The 19,243-nt window shown below is 35.0% G+C and carries 18 protein-coding genes and 1 pseudogene; 9 read left to right on the forward strand and 10 right to left on the reverse strand.

The genetic code is table 11. From position 1 onward, the window contains the following. Positions 1 to 16: 16 nt before the first annotated feature. From QCQ61_RS10600 to QCQ61_RS10645, 10 genes and pseudogenes are all read right to left on the reverse strand, one after another. On the reverse strand, positions 17 to 1,300 hold the full coding sequence (locus QCQ61_RS10600; protein WP_279447626.1) for an alginate export family protein: 1,284 nt from the start codon (positions 1,298 to 1,300) through the stop codon (positions 17 to 19). Positions 1,301 to 1,408: 108 nt separating this feature from the next. Next, a complete protein-coding gene (gene hemN, locus QCQ61_RS10605; RefSeq protein ID WP_279447627.1) occupies positions 1,409 to 2,773 on the reverse strand; it encodes an oxygen-independent coproporphyrinogen III oxidase in 1,365 nt (454 codons plus the stop codon). A 214-nt stretch (positions 2,774 to 2,987) separates the two neighbouring features. Then, positions 2,988 to 3,517, reverse strand: a pseudogene (locus tag QCQ61_RS10610) (pirin family protein); the annotation flags it as partial. Between the two features lie 136 nt (positions 3,518 to 3,653). Further along, a complete protein-coding gene (locus tag QCQ61_RS10615; RefSeq protein WP_279447628.1) occupies positions 3,654 to 3,776 on the reverse strand; it encodes a hypothetical protein in 123 nt (40 codons plus the stop codon). A gap of 28 nt (positions 3,777 to 3,804) precedes the next feature. Beyond that, positions 3,805 to 4,518 carry a pirin family protein gene (locus QCQ61_RS10620; RefSeq protein WP_279447629.1) on the reverse strand — a complete coding sequence of 238 codons (714 nt, stop codon included), beginning with the start codon at positions 4,516 to 4,518 and terminating at the stop codon, positions 3,805 to 3,807. 32 nt (positions 4,519 to 4,550) lie between these two features. Further along, positions 4,551 to 4,835 (reverse strand): GNAT family N-acetyltransferase, encoded by a 285-nt coding sequence (locus QCQ61_RS10625; RefSeq protein ID WP_279447630.1) that lies wholly within the window; start codon positions 4,833 to 4,835, stop codon positions 4,551 to 4,553. Positions 4,836 to 4,878: 43 nt separating this feature from the next. Beyond that, positions 4,879 to 5,808, reverse strand: coding sequence for a DUF5996 family protein (locus QCQ61_RS10630; protein WP_279447631.1), 930 nt, complete (start codon positions 5,806 to 5,808; stop codon positions 4,879 to 4,881). A 166-nt stretch (positions 5,809 to 5,974) separates the two neighbouring features. Continuing rightward, complete coding sequence (locus tag QCQ61_RS10635; protein WP_279447632.1) at positions 5,975 to 6,493, reverse strand: YceI family protein; 519 nt, start codon at positions 6,491 to 6,493, stop codon at positions 5,975 to 5,977. Between the two features lie 10 nt (positions 6,494 to 6,503). Continuing rightward, positions 6,504 to 6,953: a DoxX family protein gene (locus QCQ61_RS10640; protein ID WP_279447633.1), complete on the reverse strand. Its 450-nt coding sequence runs from the start codon at positions 6,951 to 6,953 to the stop codon at positions 6,504 to 6,506. 437 nt (positions 6,954 to 7,390) lie between these two features. Continuing rightward, positions 7,391 to 9,469, reverse strand: coding sequence for a helix-turn-helix domain-containing protein (locus tag QCQ61_RS10645; protein WP_279447634.1), 2,079 nt, complete (start codon positions 9,467 to 9,469; stop codon positions 7,391 to 7,393). Positions 9,470 to 9,705: 236 nt separating this feature from the next. On the opposite strand from QCQ61_RS10645, the gene QCQ61_RS10650 reads away from it, so the two are divergent. The 9 genes from QCQ61_RS10650 (at position 9,706) to QCQ61_RS10690 (ending at position 19,223) form a co-directional block, all read left to right on the forward strand. Continuing rightward, positions 9,706 to 10,299 carry an ankyrin repeat domain-containing protein gene (locus QCQ61_RS10650; RefSeq protein ID WP_279447635.1) on the forward strand — a complete coding sequence of 198 codons (594 nt, stop codon included), beginning with the start codon at positions 9,706 to 9,708 and terminating at the stop codon, positions 10,297 to 10,299. Positions 10,300 to 10,318: 19 nt separating this feature from the next. Further along, positions 10,319 to 11,449: an acyltransferase family protein gene (locus tag QCQ61_RS10655; RefSeq protein ID WP_279447636.1), complete on the forward strand. Its 1,131-nt coding sequence runs from the start codon at positions 10,319 to 10,321 to the stop codon at positions 11,447 to 11,449. A 108-nt stretch (positions 11,450 to 11,557) separates the two neighbouring features. Beyond that, complete coding sequence (locus QCQ61_RS10660) at positions 11,558 to 12,370, forward strand: CPBP family intramembrane glutamic endopeptidase (RefSeq protein WP_279447637.1); 813 nt, start codon at positions 11,558 to 11,560, stop codon at positions 12,368 to 12,370. Positions 12,371 to 12,471: 101 nt separating this feature from the next. After that, complete coding sequence (locus QCQ61_RS10665) at positions 12,472 to 13,896, forward strand: serine hydrolase (protein ID WP_279447638.1); 1,425 nt, start codon at positions 12,472 to 12,474, stop codon at positions 13,894 to 13,896. Positions 13,897 to 13,952: 56 nt separating this feature from the next. Beyond that, the gene (locus QCQ61_RS10670; protein WP_279447639.1) at positions 13,953 to 15,401 is read left to right on the forward strand and encodes a serine hydrolase domain-containing protein; all 1,449 of its coding nucleotides are present in this window, start codon (positions 13,953 to 13,955) and stop codon (positions 15,399 to 15,401) included. A gap of 76 nt (positions 15,402 to 15,477) precedes the next feature. Then, positions 15,478 to 16,491, forward strand: a complete 1,014-nt coding sequence (locus QCQ61_RS10675) for a medium chain dehydrogenase/reductase family protein (protein ID WP_279447640.1) — start codon at positions 15,478 to 15,480, stop codon at positions 16,489 to 16,491. Positions 16,492 to 16,754: 263 nt separating this feature from the next. Next, positions 16,755 to 17,786 carry a serine hydrolase domain-containing protein gene (locus tag QCQ61_RS10680; protein WP_279447641.1) on the forward strand — a complete coding sequence of 344 codons (1,032 nt, stop codon included), beginning with the start codon at positions 16,755 to 16,757 and terminating at the stop codon, positions 17,784 to 17,786. A gap of 74 nt (positions 17,787 to 17,860) precedes the next feature. Next, the gene (locus tag QCQ61_RS10685) at positions 17,861 to 18,247 is read left to right on the forward strand and encodes a VOC family protein (protein ID WP_279447642.1); all 387 of its coding nucleotides are present in this window, start codon (positions 17,861 to 17,863) and stop codon (positions 18,245 to 18,247) included. A gap of 103 nt (positions 18,248 to 18,350) precedes the next feature. Beyond that, a complete protein-coding gene (locus tag QCQ61_RS10690) occupies positions 18,351 to 19,223 on the forward strand; it encodes an alpha/beta fold hydrolase (RefSeq protein ID WP_279447643.1) in 873 nt (290 codons plus the stop codon). The last annotated feature ends 20 nt before the right edge of the window (positions 19,224 to 19,243 follow it).

Consider the following 19,243-nt stretch of genomic DNA (forward strand, 5'->3'; position numbering starts at 1 on the left):
TAAAATTATGCTTGATTTATTTATTGGTTGTTTCTGTATTATTTTTTTGCCAGGTGAATAGATTAGGGTTAATTGTAACCATTACCCATGCCCAGTTGTTTGTGTTGTTATCGTAATTATTTTTTACCATTTCAATTCCATTTGATGTAAAAAATTGTGAATATCCTGCCTGAATATTTGTAAATTCACTCAATTTAAATGAAGTTACTAAATCTATTTCAAAACCCAAATTTTTTGAATCATTATTCTTCAAATCGGCTGCACTGAAAAATTGATGGAATGCAATTTGGAGCTTCGATTTTGTACTTAAGTTATACTTTACATTTCCGTATAAATCTACCAAACCAACAGTATTTAAGTGGTTGCCCACATAAAAATAATCCATATACCCATTAAATTTATGATTTGTACCATAGAGTGGGTTAAACGCCTTATTTTTTCCATTTGCCGGACTTCCGTAATCGTTACCGCTAAGTAATTCGCCTCCTAAACCAACATTTAGGTTTTCGTTGGCCGAATATAAAGCTTCCAAAGATATTAAATAAGCTTCAAGCGAATTATTCAAAACATCTTTCCCAAATTGATAATACAGATTAGAGCTAAAGTTGAAATTGGCGATAGCTGTTTTTAAATGTAATCCTGCCGTTTGGCTGTATCTGGTTTCGCTCTTGGCCGGTTCAATTTCGTCTATAAATTGTAGTCCGTTGTTTAAAAATAGGAAACTGGCATTTAGGTTTTTCCAATCTTTATGAAACCATGCATACTGCAAACTTTTATAGGTGTTTTTGGTGAGAATGTTACCCGTTAATGCTTCGGCATCTTGATTGTAAGCGGCGCCAACATGCAATTTAACTGCAGTTGGTTCGTATTTAAATACTGCGGCATCGTGGCTTCGGCCTTGTTGCGCCCACCCTACGTTTCCTAAAAATCGTTGATCGTCGTAAACAATTTCTTGCCGGCCAATTTTTAATGATAGATCTGAAACCAAGACAAATTCGCCCCAGGCTTGGTGAAGTGAAAATCCATTTTCATCGGCAACGTTTAATTGGGGAACATCGCCCCAAACCCGCACATCCTGTGGACTTAAAAACAAATGAAGTTTTTCCGATTTAAAATCAAAGTTTAATCTTGTTCGCTGCGATACAAAGGCCGCTGGATCCGTATTATCGGGAAAAAGTGTTTTGTATCCGTGTCTGTATTCAAAACGTGGTCTTAGCTCTGCATCTATCGTAAATTGTGAATAAACGGAGGATACTGTACAAAATAGAATTAGCGGAAGCAGGGATTTTAAAACTTTCATTGTTATAATAAATTCTAGTACAAAATTCGAATATTTGAATGTTTCTAAATATGACTATTGTCATTTAACAATCTATTTTATAGGAATTTTTTTTTAGAAATAAATGATCTAAACCGTCATTGAAAACAATTGCGTTTCAGGTTGATTGCGTTGCAGAAGCACATCGAATGCCATACAGACATTACGTACGTAGGGTCGTCCTTTTTCGGTAATTTGAAGTTTTTTGGCACCGATTACTATTAAGCCATCATCTTCCATTTCCTTTAGTTTGGAGAGAACTTCGGGCAATTCTTTAAATTGAAGCGAGGTTTCTTCCCATGACGTTTCTAGTTTGCACATCATATTCAAAATATGCTTGCGGATCAACAAATCTTCTTCATTTAAAATATGTCCGCGATACACGGGAATAATATTTTGTGCCACTAAATCTTGATATTCTTCAACATTTTTTACATTTTGGCCAAAACTGTACCAACTATCGCCAATAGCCGATACGCCAAGTCCGAGCATAAATTGCGTTTTGCTATCTGTGTAACCCATAAAGTTTCGGTGTAACTTTTTTTCTTCCACAGCTTTATATAAGCTATCGGATTTTAGGGCGAAATGATCCATACCAATTTCTACATAACCTGCTTCTTCCAGCATTTTTTTGCCAGTTTCGTACATTTCGCGTTTTTCTGCGGCACTGGGCAAATCGGCTTCTTTAAAGCCTCTTTGTCCGTTGCCTTTTATCCACGGAACGTGTGCGTAGCTATAGAAAGCAATACGGTCTGGCATTAATTCCTTGGTTTTTTCAATGGAATAAATAACGTGTTCAATTTTCTGAAAGGGAAGCCCAAAAATAAGATCGTGCCCTACCGAAGTATAGCCAATTTCGCGTGCAGTATTGGTTACGTTTTTCACATTTACAAATGGCTGAAGCCTATGAATGGCTACTTGAACGGTGGGGTTGTAGTCCTGCACCCCGTAACTTACCCGGGTAAAGCCACAGTCATACAATGTTTGTAGATGGTCGCCTTTTGTGTTATTGGGATGCCCTTCAAAACTAAATGAAGGGTTTTCGGCAATGGTAGCATCTCTAAATATTCCTTTTAAAAGCAGCTTTAAATTATCTGCGGAAAAGAAGGTTGGAGTACCCCCGCCGAGATGTAATTCTTTTATAATTGGACGTTCGGTAAATAGTTTTAAATATAGTTGCCATTCGTTTAAGACAGATTCCAAATAGGGTGTTTCTACATTGTGATTTTTGGTAATACGTTTGTTGCAACCGCAAAAAGTACAAAGGCTTTCGCAGAAGGGCAGGTGAATATATAGACTTATGCCTTCTTTGGAGTTGCTCTCCGAAAAACTCCGGATTACCCCTTTTTTCCATTCATTCAGGGAAAAACCTTCGTTATTCCAATAGGGAACCGTTGGATAGCTGGTGTATCTTGGGCCCGCGACATTATATTTTGAAACTAAACTGTTTTGCATCTTTTGTCAATTCTGGGGTCAAAAGTACTTTTGAAGCATTTAATATAAAATGACAAATATCAGTTTAAAAGATTGTCGAGTTCAATAAAAATTCCCGAAAATCATTGAATTAACGGGGCTTATTATGATAGCAAGTCTCTTTTAGAATTATTTTTGAAATTAAATAAGAATGCTGGAATTGAGGTATTCTGAAATTTTAATTTATAGTAAATCCCTATTTTTTACGGAATGATGGATATGGAATAAAATCGGTTTCGTCGCCCTCAATTTTGGGAAAGGATTGGGTTTTCCATTTCTCTTTCGCCTCTTCAATGCGTTCTTTGCTCGAGGAAACGAAGTTCCAATCTATAAATCGTTCCTCGGGAAAAGGTTCACCGCCAAAAATATAAATGGTGTTGTTTTCCTGAATGGTAAATTCGCAAAGTGTGCTATCTTTCGCCACAATAATTGTTTTGGTTCATAAACATTTCCTTCACTTTCAATAGCGCCTTCCAGAATATAAAGGCCCGATTCGCCATAAAGCTCCTCACCGATGTTTAATGTCTGTTTCGATTTGCTTTTTATTTCAATCATAAACAGTTTGCTGAAAACGGGCACCGACGATTTTCTTCCGAAGGCTTAGCCGGCTACGAGTTTAAATTGCAGATCGCCATCTGTCTAATTTGGTATTTCTTTTTCTTCAACATGTGTAAACTGCGGTTCCATTTCCTCGAGGTGTTTAGGCAATGCCACCCAGATCTGCAGTAACGGACGACATTAAAATCATAAGCAGCCACGGGAATGCACTTTTGGTTTTTGCAGCAAGGATATGTTTGTTCATGGTTTAGGTAAAATTTTGAATTTGTAGCTTGTCTTTTTTAGTCATTGAACCAAAAAATAATTAGAGATCCAAAGGCACATCATACGCCATCTCCTTTCTGCAGAAAAGGAATTCGCCGTCGCGCACAGATGCCAATACGGCTACTCTTTTTCTAATGGCTTCGTAAACCGAAGATTCATTCAAAACAAAAAAGTTTACTCTCCTACCAACTTCAAATTCGTAGCGGAACTTCCATTATAAGTATTTCGGAATTTTCAAGCGTTTCAATTTTGAATGAATTGGTATTGCTAATACCGAGACCGTCCCTTCTTTCCAAAATTTGCTCGCCAATTTTTGCCTTTCCCTCAAGAATAAAAACATATACGCCGTTTCCTTCCTTTTTCAGGGAATATTCCTTTGATATTCCGTTTTCAAATTTTGCCAAATGAAACCACGCATCTTGATGTATCCAAACTCCATCATCATCCTTATTGGGTGAAACGATCTGTTGAAAGTCATTCGGTTTGGCATTGGCTGCGGCATTTATTTGTCCGTAGCGTGGCGTAACGTTCATTTTATTTGGAATTACCCAAATCTGCAGAAACTTTACGGGCTTGTCGGGGTCGTTATTGTATTCGGAGTGCATCACTCCGGTGCCGGCGCTCATAACTTGGATGTCGCCAGCCTTTATGATGGTTTCGTTGCCCATATTGTCTTTGTGCTTCAGATCGCCTTCCAAGGGTATGGAAACAATTTCCATGTCTTTATGCGGATGGGTGCCAAACCCCATATTTCCTGAAACCGTATCGTCATTCAGAACGCGTAATACGCCGAAGTTCATACGTTCCGGATTGTAATAATTCGCAAAACTAAAGGTGTGATAGGAATTTAACCAACCGTGATTGGCGTGGCCTCTGCTGTCTGCTTTATGATAAATGGTTTTCATAATTTTCTTTTTTATTGCTTTAGAAATACACGTTATGCCAAAACGTCTGAAAGACTATCATCTCTGTCGAAAGTTTTCTTTGCATATGGGCACAGTGGAATGATCTTTAAATCGTTCGTCCGCGCGTAATCTACGCCTGCCATAACCAGTTGCTTGGCAAGGCCTTTTCCGCCAAACGCTTCCTCTACGCCTGTATGGTCGATAATGAATTTATTCTTTCCCGCCCAGGTGAAAGTCATTTCACCAGCAAAAGCATCGTTTTCATAAATTATAAAGCGTCCTTTCTTTCCGTTGTCTTCCCGTTCTATTTTTGTCATAATTATCTGTGTTTTTGAATTAATGAAAATTTTATATTTGACATTACATTTCCTTGAGATCTGGAACCTTGAATTTTTCAATATCCCAGTTGGCTTTTTTGGCACCCGCGCGGTATGTGGATTCCAAAAACCTGAGTAATTCTTTTCTTGGATTTTCAGTGTTCAATAAATCCTTGTATTTAAGAAGCGCCATGGGGCTGCCATTGTTGTCAATCCATTGTGCCGATGCCGGATTTATGGTTTCTTTTTCCAAACCATCCGGTGCAGGGAATGTATAGGAATAGAATGCCGGTTCGGGTACATTTTCATCGCCTGCCCAAAAACCAAAACTTATACATTCGTGCGAGTATGCATCTTTATCGGAAATTCTCGCATCAGTGGGCATTGGCGGGGCTTCGTTTCCGGAGAATCGCGTTACCACCAAATCTAAAGAGTGCCAATAAAGATGGACCGGACAGGTTTTTCCGTAAAAGCGTCCGCTGAATTCTTTAAAAACATTGCTGATCCACAACATAGTTTTCCATAGTTTGTGGGTGTAATCTTCGTCATAGTGATGGTATTCGGTGATTTCATCAAAAGATTTGTCAATATCCAAATCAAACGGAACATCAACGATAGATACGGGAACATTCACCTTTTGGAGCAATGTCATAAGATTTTGATAAAAAGCAGCAACGGTAAGCGAATTTTGAAGTGGGAAATGTTCCGAATGACCTTCGCTGGTGTTAGCTTCCAGTTGGTGTTTCTTAACATTTATTGTAATATCAAACTGTTCAGTGCCTGATTTATAGGGAATGGGTCCAGTGGTAAACCCAGTGGTTCCAATGTATTCCGTAATGTACCACCAGTGGTTTTTTCGGGGCGTCATCTTTAAACGCACCTTTCCCATAATCTGTAAAAAAATATGCAGGGTCGTTTTCTTTTCTACATTTCCTTTATAATGAAGGCTTGGCAATTGAATTTGATTTTGCATACTGTTTTGGTTTTGGATTGGAACTCGTTTAAAATAGTGGGCTTTGGTCTAATCGTTTCGTGTTATTTAGGAAATTTTCCATCGCGAAAGTTTATATACCCTTCGTAACTTTTAAAGTTAAGGTTTTCAAACCTAAGAACTGATTAAACCAAAGCCTTTTCTATTTTTACTGCTTGATAAATTGAAGATTGGCAATAAGTCTAACTTTATCGCTCACTACGATACTGCCCGCTTCGGTTACCGCGCTCCAATTTAGATTGAATTCCTTTCGATTAATGGTTCCTGTAGCTTCAAAACCAGCTTTGGTCTGCCCGTATGGATCCACGGCTATTCCGTTGAAATCTACATCGAGTGTAATTTCCTTGGTTACGTCTCTTATAGTCATATCGCCGACCATTTTCTCACCGTCAAAGGATTTTGATTCAAAAGTGAGTTTTGGGAATTTTTCGGCATTGAAAAAATCATCCGACTTTAAATGCGTGTCTCTATCCTTATTTTTTGTGCTGATAGAATCAATTTTTGCGCTAAAGCGGAATTTAGCATTTTTAAAGCTGTCATCAGCCGCTTCGATAGAGGCGTCAAAATCGCTAAAACTTCCGGTTACTGTTGAAATCATCATGTGTTTTACCTTGAATTCAATTTCAGAATGTGCGGTGTCTACTGACCAATTTGTTTTGTTTTCCATTTTTTAAGTTTTAATTATTATTTATTTGTATTAATTTTTTTCGCGATAACAAGTAATCTATAGAATACTTGCCAGCGCCCATTACAATAATCGTAATGTAGATTACTGCGTAGAGTAGTGGTAATTCCTGTTTTGCGAACCCATCGTTGCTGTGAATTATAAAGGTTGCAACCCCCATGGTAATTAGTAATGGTAATGCGGCCAAGCGGGTTCCCATTCCGAAGATTAGTAAAATGGAACACGCTACCTCTGCAAAGACCGTAAGCGCAAGCGAAGCAGTGGCTCCTACGCCAAGAGGGTCTAAAAATTGTATTGGCTCACTGCCGAATAAAGTTTGAAATTTCCCCATGCCGTGGGTAAGCATGAAAATACCTGCCGTTAACCGAAGTATAAGAAGCAATATATCCAATTGCTTGGGATACGTACCGGAATTAAAAATGTTCATCATTGTTTGTTTCATAAGGTTTTGTTATGCTATGGATGTTTATTTGATACAAAATTACGGTGTAATATTAACCTGCGCATTGATGTATGATAAGAAGATAAGGTTTTGTAAAACAGGTTGTTAACTGTAAGTTAATATTATTCATTGATTTTCCAAATACTCTCTTTGCAATCAAGTTGGGAATACAGCACAGAAGCTTAAATCTGCTCATCGATAGTCGTACAGTAAGCATTGAGTAGTGCCTCAAAAAAAAAGAGCACTGGTATGGTCAGTGCTGGTATATTTCTTCTTTAAATTATAGTTTGGGAAACTGGCAATATATTAGACGGTCTTATATTACTTGCCATGTATTCAGTAACTACTTATTTATTAATTTGGCTTTTCCGATTAGAAGGTTTAGCCAGATTCCAGTATAGGCAAAACAGATAATTAATCAATTTCGATACAAGAAACTACAAAAGGTCTTTATCCTCTAAGGATTGTTTTAATTGGATTTGATTTTCCCAAAACCTTTTCTTTATTTTATTCATAACTTCCTCATATTCAGGATATTTTTTTAAAGGTTTCATTAAGGGATCCTTTTCTGAAAATAATAGAATCCAATATTGATAATTATTTTTGGAAGCGAATATTTTTAGCTGTGCGAGGGCTAGCTCATATTTTTCTTCGTGTACATACATTGAAGCCAAGCTGGCAGGCTGGTAGATAGATTGATCAATTTTACAATAGTTTGTAAAGGCATTATAAAATTTGGCAGCTTGTTCATCTAACCCCATTTTGTCATAAACAATTCCTATTTTAAGGTTTTCTTGTGGATAAATATCAAGGCCATTTTCTTCTTTAATTTTTACAAACTTTTTATAGTAATAGTAAGCGCTGTCATACTTCTCTTGAAAATAATAAAACTTCCCTACTTCCTGCATAATGTCTAATCGCGTGGTATCTTTTTTCCATTCGTTAACCAATTGGGTTGTAGTTTTATCTATATTTTGATGGTCGGCATATTGAATAAATATTTTTAAAAAAGGAGCATGATAATTCTTCGGATTATAATCTATTGCCAAGTTTATATACTTCATCGCTTCATCTGTAAATCCATTTTGAATAAAAGCATTGCTAAGGTTTAAATAAATGTAGCTTTTATTCACTGAATCGTTAGCGGCAATATCAAGTTGAATCCCTTTCAATGCATATTTCAGATACTTTTCCGTATTAGGAATGGCATTTGCATATAATTCTGAAAGCATTTTAACAACTGATGATGAATTGGGATTATACTCGAGGGCTTTTTCTAAATGAGGTATGGCAAATTGATATTCTTTATTATTTATATAATAAAGTGCCTTAGCTATAAGACTTTCTGCAGATTTTGAATCGTAAAGCAAGGCTTTATCTGCATAATTATTAATTACTTCGGTATATTGCTTTTCGGTTTTATTTAAATCTAAGTAAAAATAGGAAAAAGCCAGTTGTGAATATGCCAGCGCAAATTCAGGGTCATTCTTAATGGCCTTTTCAAATAAAGGAATGGCTTCTTCCAATCCTTCTATAGTCTCTGTTTTATATTGCTCCATACCTTTAAGGTAATAATCGTATGCCAATACATTTTCGGTAGGTTTTTTTTCAATTCGCTCTAATTCAGCTGGTGTAACCTTTGCTTGTATAGCGTCAGCTATTTTTTTGGCCACTGCATTCTGTAATGAAAATACATTTACAACTTTATAGTTATATTGTTCGGCCCAAATTGGGGTGTCTGTTGATACTTCAATTAATTGAATATTCAACAATACTTGGTCGCCAACGCGCTGTCCACTTCCTTCAACTACATAATTCACATTAAGCTCATCAGCTATTTCTGAAATTGTTTTATCGGAATTTCTATATTTTTCTACCGAGGTTCTACTTATCACCCGCAGATCTTCTATCTTTTGTAAGTTATTTAGAGACGACTCCATTAGCCCGTTTACGAAATATAAGTTAGTAGAATCACTACTCAAATTTTTAAACGGCAAAACCGCAATAGATTTTTGAAGGTTTGTATTTTCTTCGTTAGAATTATTGAAATTTTTATAGTAAAACAGAAATGCGACCACAATTATAATTGCGGAAGTTACCCCAACAAGTTGCCAACGGTTTTGTTTGAAAAAACTATTTTGTGGAATATAATTATCTTCTGAAACTTCTTTGTTTTCAATAGCTTTTCTTCTAACTTCCCCTGGCGGATACCCATAGTGTTCACGAAAGCACTTAATGAAATACGAGTTATTTCCGAAGCCTACCTGATAAGAAATCTCAGAAACCATAAGCTCGGTTTGCTCTAATAGTTCCATGCCTTTTTGAAGGCGGATTTGACGAATAAACTGACTTGCACTACCGTCCGTTTGTTTTTTAATTTTTCTCAACAAATTAGAACGGCTCATATTTAACTGTTCAGCTAATTCTGAAACCCCAAATTGCTCATTAGAGAGATTCTCTAAAATAACAGCTTCAGCTTGTTCAATGAATTTTCCTTGAAATGAATTGCTAGACATGGCAGTTTTACTGTTACGAAAGTAGAGAAATTAATTCAATAAGTCTTTGGGTTTATAGGGTGAAATTCATGTGTAAACTGGTGGGCTTGCGTCATAAATAATACTACTGCGTCATAATTTATACTTCTTCAGCAAACTTGACATATATCGCAACATAATGATTTATAGTCAACTAACTGCTTGTTGCATCTTTGTGGCAACAAAAATCAAATTATAAATCATTAAAAACTTTAATCATGAAATCTTTAGAAATCAAAACTTTTAAAACGACATTCCCTCTTTTACTTCTCATTCTATTATTTACAAGTGCATGTGCTCAAACTGACAAAAAAACAACTACATCTATTAATACTGAAGTAAAAGAAAAAGGCACCAAACCAAGTATGGATATTAATACTGCCGTAATATCCGGAAATCTTGAAGCGGTAAAACAGCATATTGAAGCAGGGACGGATATCAATCAAAAAGAGCCGATGAGCGGTTCGACCCCATTAATGTCTGCAGCTACATTTGATAAACCTGAAATAGCAAAAGCGCTTATTGACGCCCAAGCAGATTTGTCCATAAAAAACAATGACGGCGCAACCGCTTTACATTCTGCCGCGTTCTTTGGCCGTATAGAAATTGTACAAATGCTCCTTGATGCCAAAGCGGATAAAACCATAAAAAATAACTATGGGGCAACACCTCGGGAATCAGTATTAGGAAATTTTGCGGAGATGCAGCCTGTTTACGAAATGATCATACAGCAATTAAAACCAATGGGCTTTAAACTTGACCTGAACGAACTTAAAAAAGCACGTCCTGTAGTTGCAATGATGCTAGAGTAATTAATAAAACACTGCTAAAATGACAACAGATAGAAGATATGATATAGATTGGTTACGGGTAATTGCCATAGGATTATTGCTTATTTATCATATAGCCATTGTATTCCAACCCTGGGCTTTGTTTATAGGCTTTATTAAAAGTGACAATTCGGTAGAGAGCTTGTGGACTCCTATGACGATGCTGAATGTTTGGCGAATTCCACTCTTGTTTTATGTTTCTGGAATGGGCGTGTATTTTGCAATGAAAAAGAGAAGCTGGAAGAAGCTGATAACAGAAAGAACAAAGCGCATTCTTTTACCTTTTCTATTTGGTTTCGTTGCAATTACGCCCTTACAGATGTTCATTTTTCAAAAATTTTATAATATGCCTTTAAGTTATTATCCCGGTAGCAGCCACTTATGGTTTCTGGGAAATATATTTATCTATGTGCTTCTGTTATCCCCTTTGTTTTTCTATTTGAAAAAATATAAAAATGGAAAATTTAGAAAAGCAATTTCAAAAATCATGAGTTACGCTATGGGGCCTGTATCTATCTCAGTCTTTTTTATGTTGGAAGTAGTTTTTGTTAAACCACAATTGTTTGAATTGTATGCCCAAACTTGGCACGGATTCTTTATGGGTTTTCTTGCTTTCATTTTTGGTTTTCTCTTAATGTATAGCGGTAATAGCTTTTGGCAAACGGTTTTAAAATGGAAATGGTTATATATAGGCATAGCGGCTGTTTTATATACCATTAGATTCACTGAGTATGAAGGGATTTCAAATATGTATCTCACAAGTTTAGAATCTAATTGCTGGATATTTGGAATTTTTGGTTTCGGGTTTCAGTATCTAAATAAACCTAGCGCATTGTTGAGCTATTTGAGTCAAGCTGCTTATCCGGTTTATATCATCCATATGTTTGTGTTATATGCGGGTGCATTTATCTTCTTACCATTAAGCCTTCCTCCTATTATAAAATTTTTAGGAATAACACTTTTCACCTTTCTCGCCTGCTTTTATCTATATGAGTTTATACTAAGAAGAGTTAATATAATAAGACCATTTTTTGGATTAAAATGGAAACAAAAAGTAAAGCAAGAATTTGAAGATAAAAGCACCATTAAAAAAGATTTGTTGAACATAAAATCAACAAATACTAATATGTAATAATACTTTTCAATCCTGCATACCTCTTAAATGATGGCTCCATGGATTTTGAAGCAAAATCAACATTCATCCAACAAGAATTTATTCCTTTAATTAACTTTTGAATCTATGACAACTATTATAAAAAGTGAATCTCCATACGTAAAAAGCATAGTTATTCTTGCAATTATTGCCTTAATCATGCTAATGCCTATGGAAAATTTGTTTAGAATACTCACTAAGGATGATTTTAAATTAGAGTATATAAATCTCATTTTCAAAATGGGACTGATTTTTCTCATAGGCTATAGCATGATACGAATGCTAAAGACTCAAGCACTTGCAGGGGTGTCAGGACAATTTTCTTGGCGATTTAAATACCTAAATTTAATTCCAGTGTATTTAATCATAATTGCAATTCTCGGTCTTTTAGATCAAAACTTTTCAGCAATAGCATCCGTAAATCTGATGCTATTGCTTATAGGGTGCTTTATGGTAGGCTTTGCAGAAGAATATCTGTTTAGAGGTTTATTGCAATCGCTCTTTTTAAAAAAATATGGTTTACGGAAAAACGGAATCTTTATAAGTATTCTTTTGCCAGCGGTTTTCTTTGGTGCTTTTCACCTCTTAAATCTAACCAAGAACGATACTATTGGGCAAGTACTGGTACAGGTTGTCTTTGCTATGTTCATTGGATTCTTTTTTGGTGTTTTGGTATTAAAAACCAATAAACTTAACGCCGTTGCCATTACGCACGGACTCATCAATTTTTTCTTTTCAATTGCTTTTTTGCCAGGCTTAAAATCTTTACAAGAAGATTTAAATAACCCTGTTTCCATGGCGCCAATAATCTTGACGTTTCCCTTGCTCATTATTGCATTTTTCATGTATAAAAAAATAGATAAAAAAGAGATTGAAAAAAAGATAGCCATGGGAAATTGAGAAGAAACATTCACTCACTATTTATGCCCCCATTATCAATATAGGCTGCAACATTCAAAAAACTATATTCTCTTAAACCCTTAATATTAAACACAAAATAAATGAAATCAAAATTTTGCCTTTTTGTTATAGTAACAACCATATTTATGGGTTGCAAAAACAGTAGCAATACAATAACCAATAATTTTATAAAAACTAATAAAGATCTTTTTATCAAGGAAACTTTGATAGATTCATTGATGAGTGAATCCTATAATAGGGGTGTATTTAATGGTAATATCCTAGTTGCTAAAAACAATAAAATAATATATCAAAATGAATTTGGATACTCTGATGCTTCAAAATCCAAAGCACTAAATCGAAATTCGATATTTAATATTGGGTCTATAGGAAAAGAATTCAACGCAGTTGCTTTGATGATTTTAAAAGAGAAAGGGTTACTTACTTTAGATGATCACATTTCAAAGTTTGAGTTACAGTTACCAGATTGGTCCACTAAGGTCACTATTAGAGATTTACTAAAATATACTAGCGGATTGCCAAAAATAAATTGGAGTAATATTAAAAATGATGAAGATATATATGCTGATTTAAGGAATATTGAACATTTGAATTTCGAACCTGGATCAGATTATCTCTATAGCAATAACAATGTTTTTCTTCAAAGAAGGATTGTAGAAAAAGTATCAGGTATGCGTTTTAATGATTTTATCAAAAAAAATATCCTCATCCCCAGTAATATGTCAGACGCTATTATGGACGCCACTCCAAAGAACCCTCAATTAGTAGCGGCATTTAACAATGATATGGTCAATGATAGACCAATGGACATTGAATTCTCCGGCTGGGTATATCCTAATGCAAATGATATGTACTATTGGTTAAGCAGTTTGCATTCAGGGAAGCTAATTTCGAAAGAATCGTTAATGCTATTATTTGATGCTTACGCTAAAGACAGTGAGTCCGCTTTAGGAAAGGGAATCTTTGAAAATAAAGAATTGCTGGTTCATGAGCATCATGGGTCCTCTTTTAATTACGAATCTTTTATACATTACAATGTAAAGGAGGATTTATCAATTATCTTAATGACAAATAATAAAAATCATAAACTGCATGAAATTGCAGAGTCAATCGAAAATATCTCAAACGGGCGTCGTTTTTCAATTCCTCAAAAATCCATTTATCTAACAATCAGGCAAACATGCTATGACAATATAAATGAAGGTATTGAGCTTTATAAAAGTTTAAAAAAAAATGACCCCAACACATATAATTTTTCAAATGAGAATGAATTAAATCAACTTGGTTATAAGTTAATTGAGAAACATCAAATCGAGAAAGCCATTAAAATTTTCAAATTGTATATTTCAGAATTTCCAAACTTAGCCAATGCATACGATAGTATGGGTGAAGCTTATTATCTTAATGGCAACAACAATCTGGCATTAATCAATTATAAAAAATCGCTAGAATTGAACCCAAACAATACCAACGCAATAGAAATGATCAAAAAAATTCAAAATTAGTAAAATAAAATATCCAGTTGTTATGCACAATTAAAACAAAACAGTATAAACAGACTATGAAAAGATATATTTCAATTATTGTGATAATCCTAACTCTTTGTGTTTCCTGTAAATACAGAACCAACTCAAACTGCACAGAGAACCCTTCGGAGAAAAGACTTGAATCCTATATTGACGCGTGTGATAAAAACGGACTTTCAGCAAGCATATTGGTCGCCAAAGATGGAAAAATACTTTACTCCGGTGGCGTTGGCCAAAGAAACAAAACTGAAAACCTTCCTGTAACGGAAGAAACCATTTTCACAACAGGTTCGTTGACAAAACAGTTTACGGCAACTGCTATTCTAAAATTGCAGGAAGAAGATAAATTATCGGTAAACGATTCTATTTATAAATTTTTTGAAGATGTGCCGAAGGACAAACAAAATATTACGATTCATCAATTACTGACACACACATCAGGAATCGTAGGGAATCTGGGTTACGGAGTGGATTTCGTCCCCATCTCAAAAGAGAAGTTTTTAAGCGAAGTTTACAATGCACCATTAGATTTTGAACCGGGAAAACAATTTAGCTATTCCAACGTCGGCTACAGTATGTTGGCTATGATAATTGAAAAAGTTACGCAAACAGATTACGAAACCTATTTGCAAAAAAATCTTTTTCAAAAAGCGGGCATGAAACATACGGGTTATCTTTCCCCCAAATGGGATACAACACAAATTGCCCACGGCTATAAATGTGGGGAAGATTGGGGAACCCACCTCATAAAATGGCAGGCAGATTCAAACCAAATATCGTGGCATTTAAAAGGAAACGGCGGAATACTTTCCAATCCTTCCGATCTGTATAAATGGTACATGGCTTTAAAGGCAAATAAAATTATTTCAAAAAAATCATTTGAGCAACTCACTTTTCCATACGTAAAAGAAAATGAATCAGGAGATTCACACTATTCATACGGATGGACAATAATGAATAGCGATAGGAATACAAAAATTATAGCGCACAATGGTTCAAATGGTGTTTTCTATGCCGATTTCATACAACTGCCGGAAGAAAACACGGTAATTATATATATGACCAATGAATTAAGATACGACACTCAGATTGTTGCGTGGGAAATTGAGCAATTGCTTTTTAAGAAAAACTACACACCTGTTGTACCCAAGATGAAAAGTATAAAACATGCCAATACCGATGTTACAAATAAACAACTTGAAATCATACACCAGTTTGTAGCCCTAATTTTAACCGATGAGGAGCACATTGATGATTTTATCAACGAACATGTCGCTAGTAAAGAAAGAGAACGAAGATTCAAAATGTGGATTAAGGACATGCAGAAAGAGTTTATGGGATATCGATTGAAACATATTTTAGAATATGGTGATATGAGTTACGATATTGTTTTGAAATCGAAAGATGGGAAAGTTGTCGATTTAACCCCTTGCTTTGACCTGCAGTTCAATGAAAGTAATAAAATTGTTGCTTTTGGATGGTAAATTAAAACTGCCCACAATCAATTTATATAAAAAATGTTGTGGATAATGATAAAAGACATAAATAATACAGATACCAATGCAGTATAGAAGAATTGTAATATCAAAATTTGGAAGCCCTGAAGTTCTTCAGGAAATTACCGAAAAAGAATTGCCTAAGCCACAAAAGGGCCAAGTAAGAATTAAAGTATTAACAACAAGCGCATCATTTACGGATACACTTGTTAGACGAGGCATTTATCCAGATGTAAAAGAAAAACCACCATTCTCGCCGGGATATGACTTGGTAGGAATTGTTGATGAACTCGGCGAAGGTGTCAATAATTTAACAGTCGGACAAAAAGTAGCAGATTTGACCATCATTGGTGCCTATACAGAATACATTTGTCTTGATGCAAATTCGGTCGTTCCAGTACCAAACGACTTGGATAATGGAGAAGTGGTCAGTTTAATACTCACCTATCTAACCGCTTATCAAATGCTTCATCACTTTGCTAAAGTAAAAGACGGGCAAACTATTTTAATTCACGCTTGTGCAGGAGCAGTCGGTACTGCAATGATTCAATTGGGCAAACTTATGGATTTGAAAATGTATGGAACTGCCTCAAAAAATAAGCACGATTTTGTAAAAAGGATGGGGGCAATTCCGATTGATTACAAACAACAAGATTTTGTAAAAGTGATGAAAGAAAAAGAAGCTAACGGAATTGATGCTGTTTTTGACCCTATGGGCGGCGATTACTTTTCTCGTTCATTAAGTGTGCTTAAAAAGACAGGTATTTTGGTTGGTTTTGGTTTTCAAAACTCGGCAAGTGGAAACGGTGGCAATGTAATTATAGACTTTATGAAAATTCATTTATGGAATTTACTTCCTAGCAAACCTTCAGCTAAATTTTACGTTATAACTTCAATACGAAAGAAACACCCCAAATGGTTTCGTGAAGATTTAAATAAATTATTCAAACTGTTATCGGAAAGAAAAATCAAACCGGAAATTGGTAAAATCATGAGATTAAATGAAGCATCCGAAGCTCACAAGTTGGTTGAAAAAGCTATGGTTAAAGGAAAAATAATATTAAAGGTAACTGAATGATAAGCTAATTTACTACGGCTAACATCCTAAAAATATTTAGGGCTAAGAGCCGAATCCTAATTTGGAAGTGATTTGCTTAGTTTGCCCCATAGGCAGTTTGACAGTGTAAAGAATAGGCAGTTTAAAAAATGGAAAATGTAAATTTGGCTAAGAATCAAGATTATAAGTAATTGAATTTTAACATCTTACTATTCTTAAAAATCTCTGAAAAAAGTTAACTTAAAAATTTTCATATAGGATTAGTTTCTAAAATCAATAAACTAATGAAAAATTATAAAGCAAAACAAATGCTGAAACTAGGATTAATTATAGCAAGCATAGCCTCGTTGTGGCTCGTGCCTTGGATAATGGTAAAAGCGTGGATAATGCCGCTGCCAAGCACAGTTCAAGAACAGGTAGATGAAGCGCTTGATTATAACTTTTCGGGAATAGTTGTATATATAGACCCGGCCGGAAAACCACCGCAGTATTTTGCTTCCGGGTGGCACAACCGAGAAGATTCCATTCCTGCCAATCCTCATGCCCTTTTTAAACTGGGCAGCATCAGTAAACTCTATGATGCAGTGGCGGTAACCAAATTGGTGCACGAAGGACGGCTTTCACTAGACAAAACACTTGCTGAATATCTACCGGAGCTGGTAGGTAGAATTGAAAACGCAAATAGGATAACCCTGCGAATGCTCGTACAGCATAGAAGCGGTATCCCTAATTTTACAGACACTCCCAATTTTTGGGAGGCACCCACAGCAACCTATAAAGAAAGCCTTGCATTAATTCTAGACAAGCCGGCTAATTTTGATCCTGGGGAAGACTATGAGTATTGCAATACAAATTATCTATTAATCAATAAAATAATGGATGACGAATTGGGGTATAAAAACTTTCAATACATTCAAGAAAAAATCCTAAAACCCTTAAAACTTAGCAATACGTTTGGTTCATTAGACGAAGTGAATATGGATGCAGTAATGAGCGGCTATCACTTGGGACATCCTTTTGATTTAAAAACAGACGATTACGGAATGGTAGCCACCGCAGCAGATGTGGGAACGTTTATACGGGCTCTAAATGATGGAGCACTGTTTAAGGATGGAGAACAGGAGATATATTCTTCTATTTACAAATATGAACACGCAGGTTGGGTTCCGGGGTACCAAAGTTTTGCAAGTTATGACTCAGATCTGGATGCTGTAATGGTTGCATTCTACAGTACTACCGACCCTAAACTATACTTATGGAATGTATCAGAAATCATCAACAAAAGAATTATTAAAATACTGAAAAGAAAAAACTAGCCAAAAGCTAATCCATTTATCACATTTTTTTAAACCTGATATGTCTAACACCAAAAAAAAGCTGTTATAATAATATGAACCTAAATCAAATTACCATTCCATCGTTGGACTTGACAAAATCAATTTCATTCTATGAAAAATTAGGATTGAAATTAATAGTTAAATCGTTACCACATTATGCAAGGTTTGAATGTCCAAACGGAACATCTACATTTTCAATACATAAAACTGTAAACCTACCAAAAGGAGAGGGGATTTATGTGTATTTCGAATGCGAAGATCTTGAAGAACAAGTTGAAAAATTAAAAAAGATGGGAATTAAATTTGACCAAAAACCAACGCTTCAAAAATGGTTATGGAAAGAAGCAAGACTCAAAGATGTTGATGGAAATCAACTCATATTATTTTATGGCGGTGAAAACCGGCTCAATCCGCCTTGGCGCATTGAAAACAATCGATAATTCCAATGAAGAGTTTTTTTACATCATCGATCATACACCATTTACTTAGCAAAAAGTACTTACAGGAGTAACAAAAGAAGAGCTAATACAACTAGAAAATATTATGAAAACACATAAAATTACTTTAATCTTAATAATTACTTGCACATTTGGTTTTGGACAATCTGAATGTGATACTACAATTGACTATGGAAATAATCCTGCTTCAGGAAAATATGCCCTAGTTAATGGAATCAAAATGTATTATGAAACTTACGGAAATTCAACGAAACAACCTTTATTAATAATCCACGGAAACGGAGGTTCTATTAAAAGTGGTCGATGCCAAATAGAATATTTTAAAAATGATTATTACGTGATAGTTGCAGATAGTAGGTTTCAAGGGAAATCAGAAAATGGAAAAGAAAAATTGACATATAAATTAATGACTGAAGATTATAATTCTTTTTTAAATTATCTCAAATTAGACTCCCTTTATATTATTGGTCAAAGCGATGGGGGTATTATTGGTTTACAACTAGTAATCAAGTATCCATCGAAAGTCAAAAAACTTGTAGCAATTGCTCCAAATTTGAGATCTGATAATTCAGCAGTTCATCAATGGGATATAGACAATGTTACTAAAGACTTAGAAGAGGCGGAATTAAAGCTAAAACAAGGAGATAACTCAAAAGAAACTATTAGAAATAGAGAATTATTGAATTTAATAGATAAGTTTCCTAATATTAAAACCGAGGAACTTTTGAAAATTAAATCTCCTGTATTAGTCATAGCTGGAGATGAAGACGTTATTAAACTTGAGCATATTCTTGAAATATATCAAAACATTCCGAAAGCACAATTATTTATAATGCCAGGTGCAACACATTTTATGATACGAAGTGAACACAAACTTCTGAATCAAATGGCTAACAGATTTTTGAGCAACCCATTTAAAAGACCAACTACAAAAGAAATATTATCAAAGAACAAATAAAACGACTGCCAAAATAATTG

This window comes from Aequorivita marisscotiae (assembly GCF_029814825.1).
Taxonomy (GTDB): domain Bacteria; phylum Bacteroidota; class Bacteroidia; order Flavobacteriales; family Flavobacteriaceae; genus Aequorivita; species Aequorivita marisscotiae.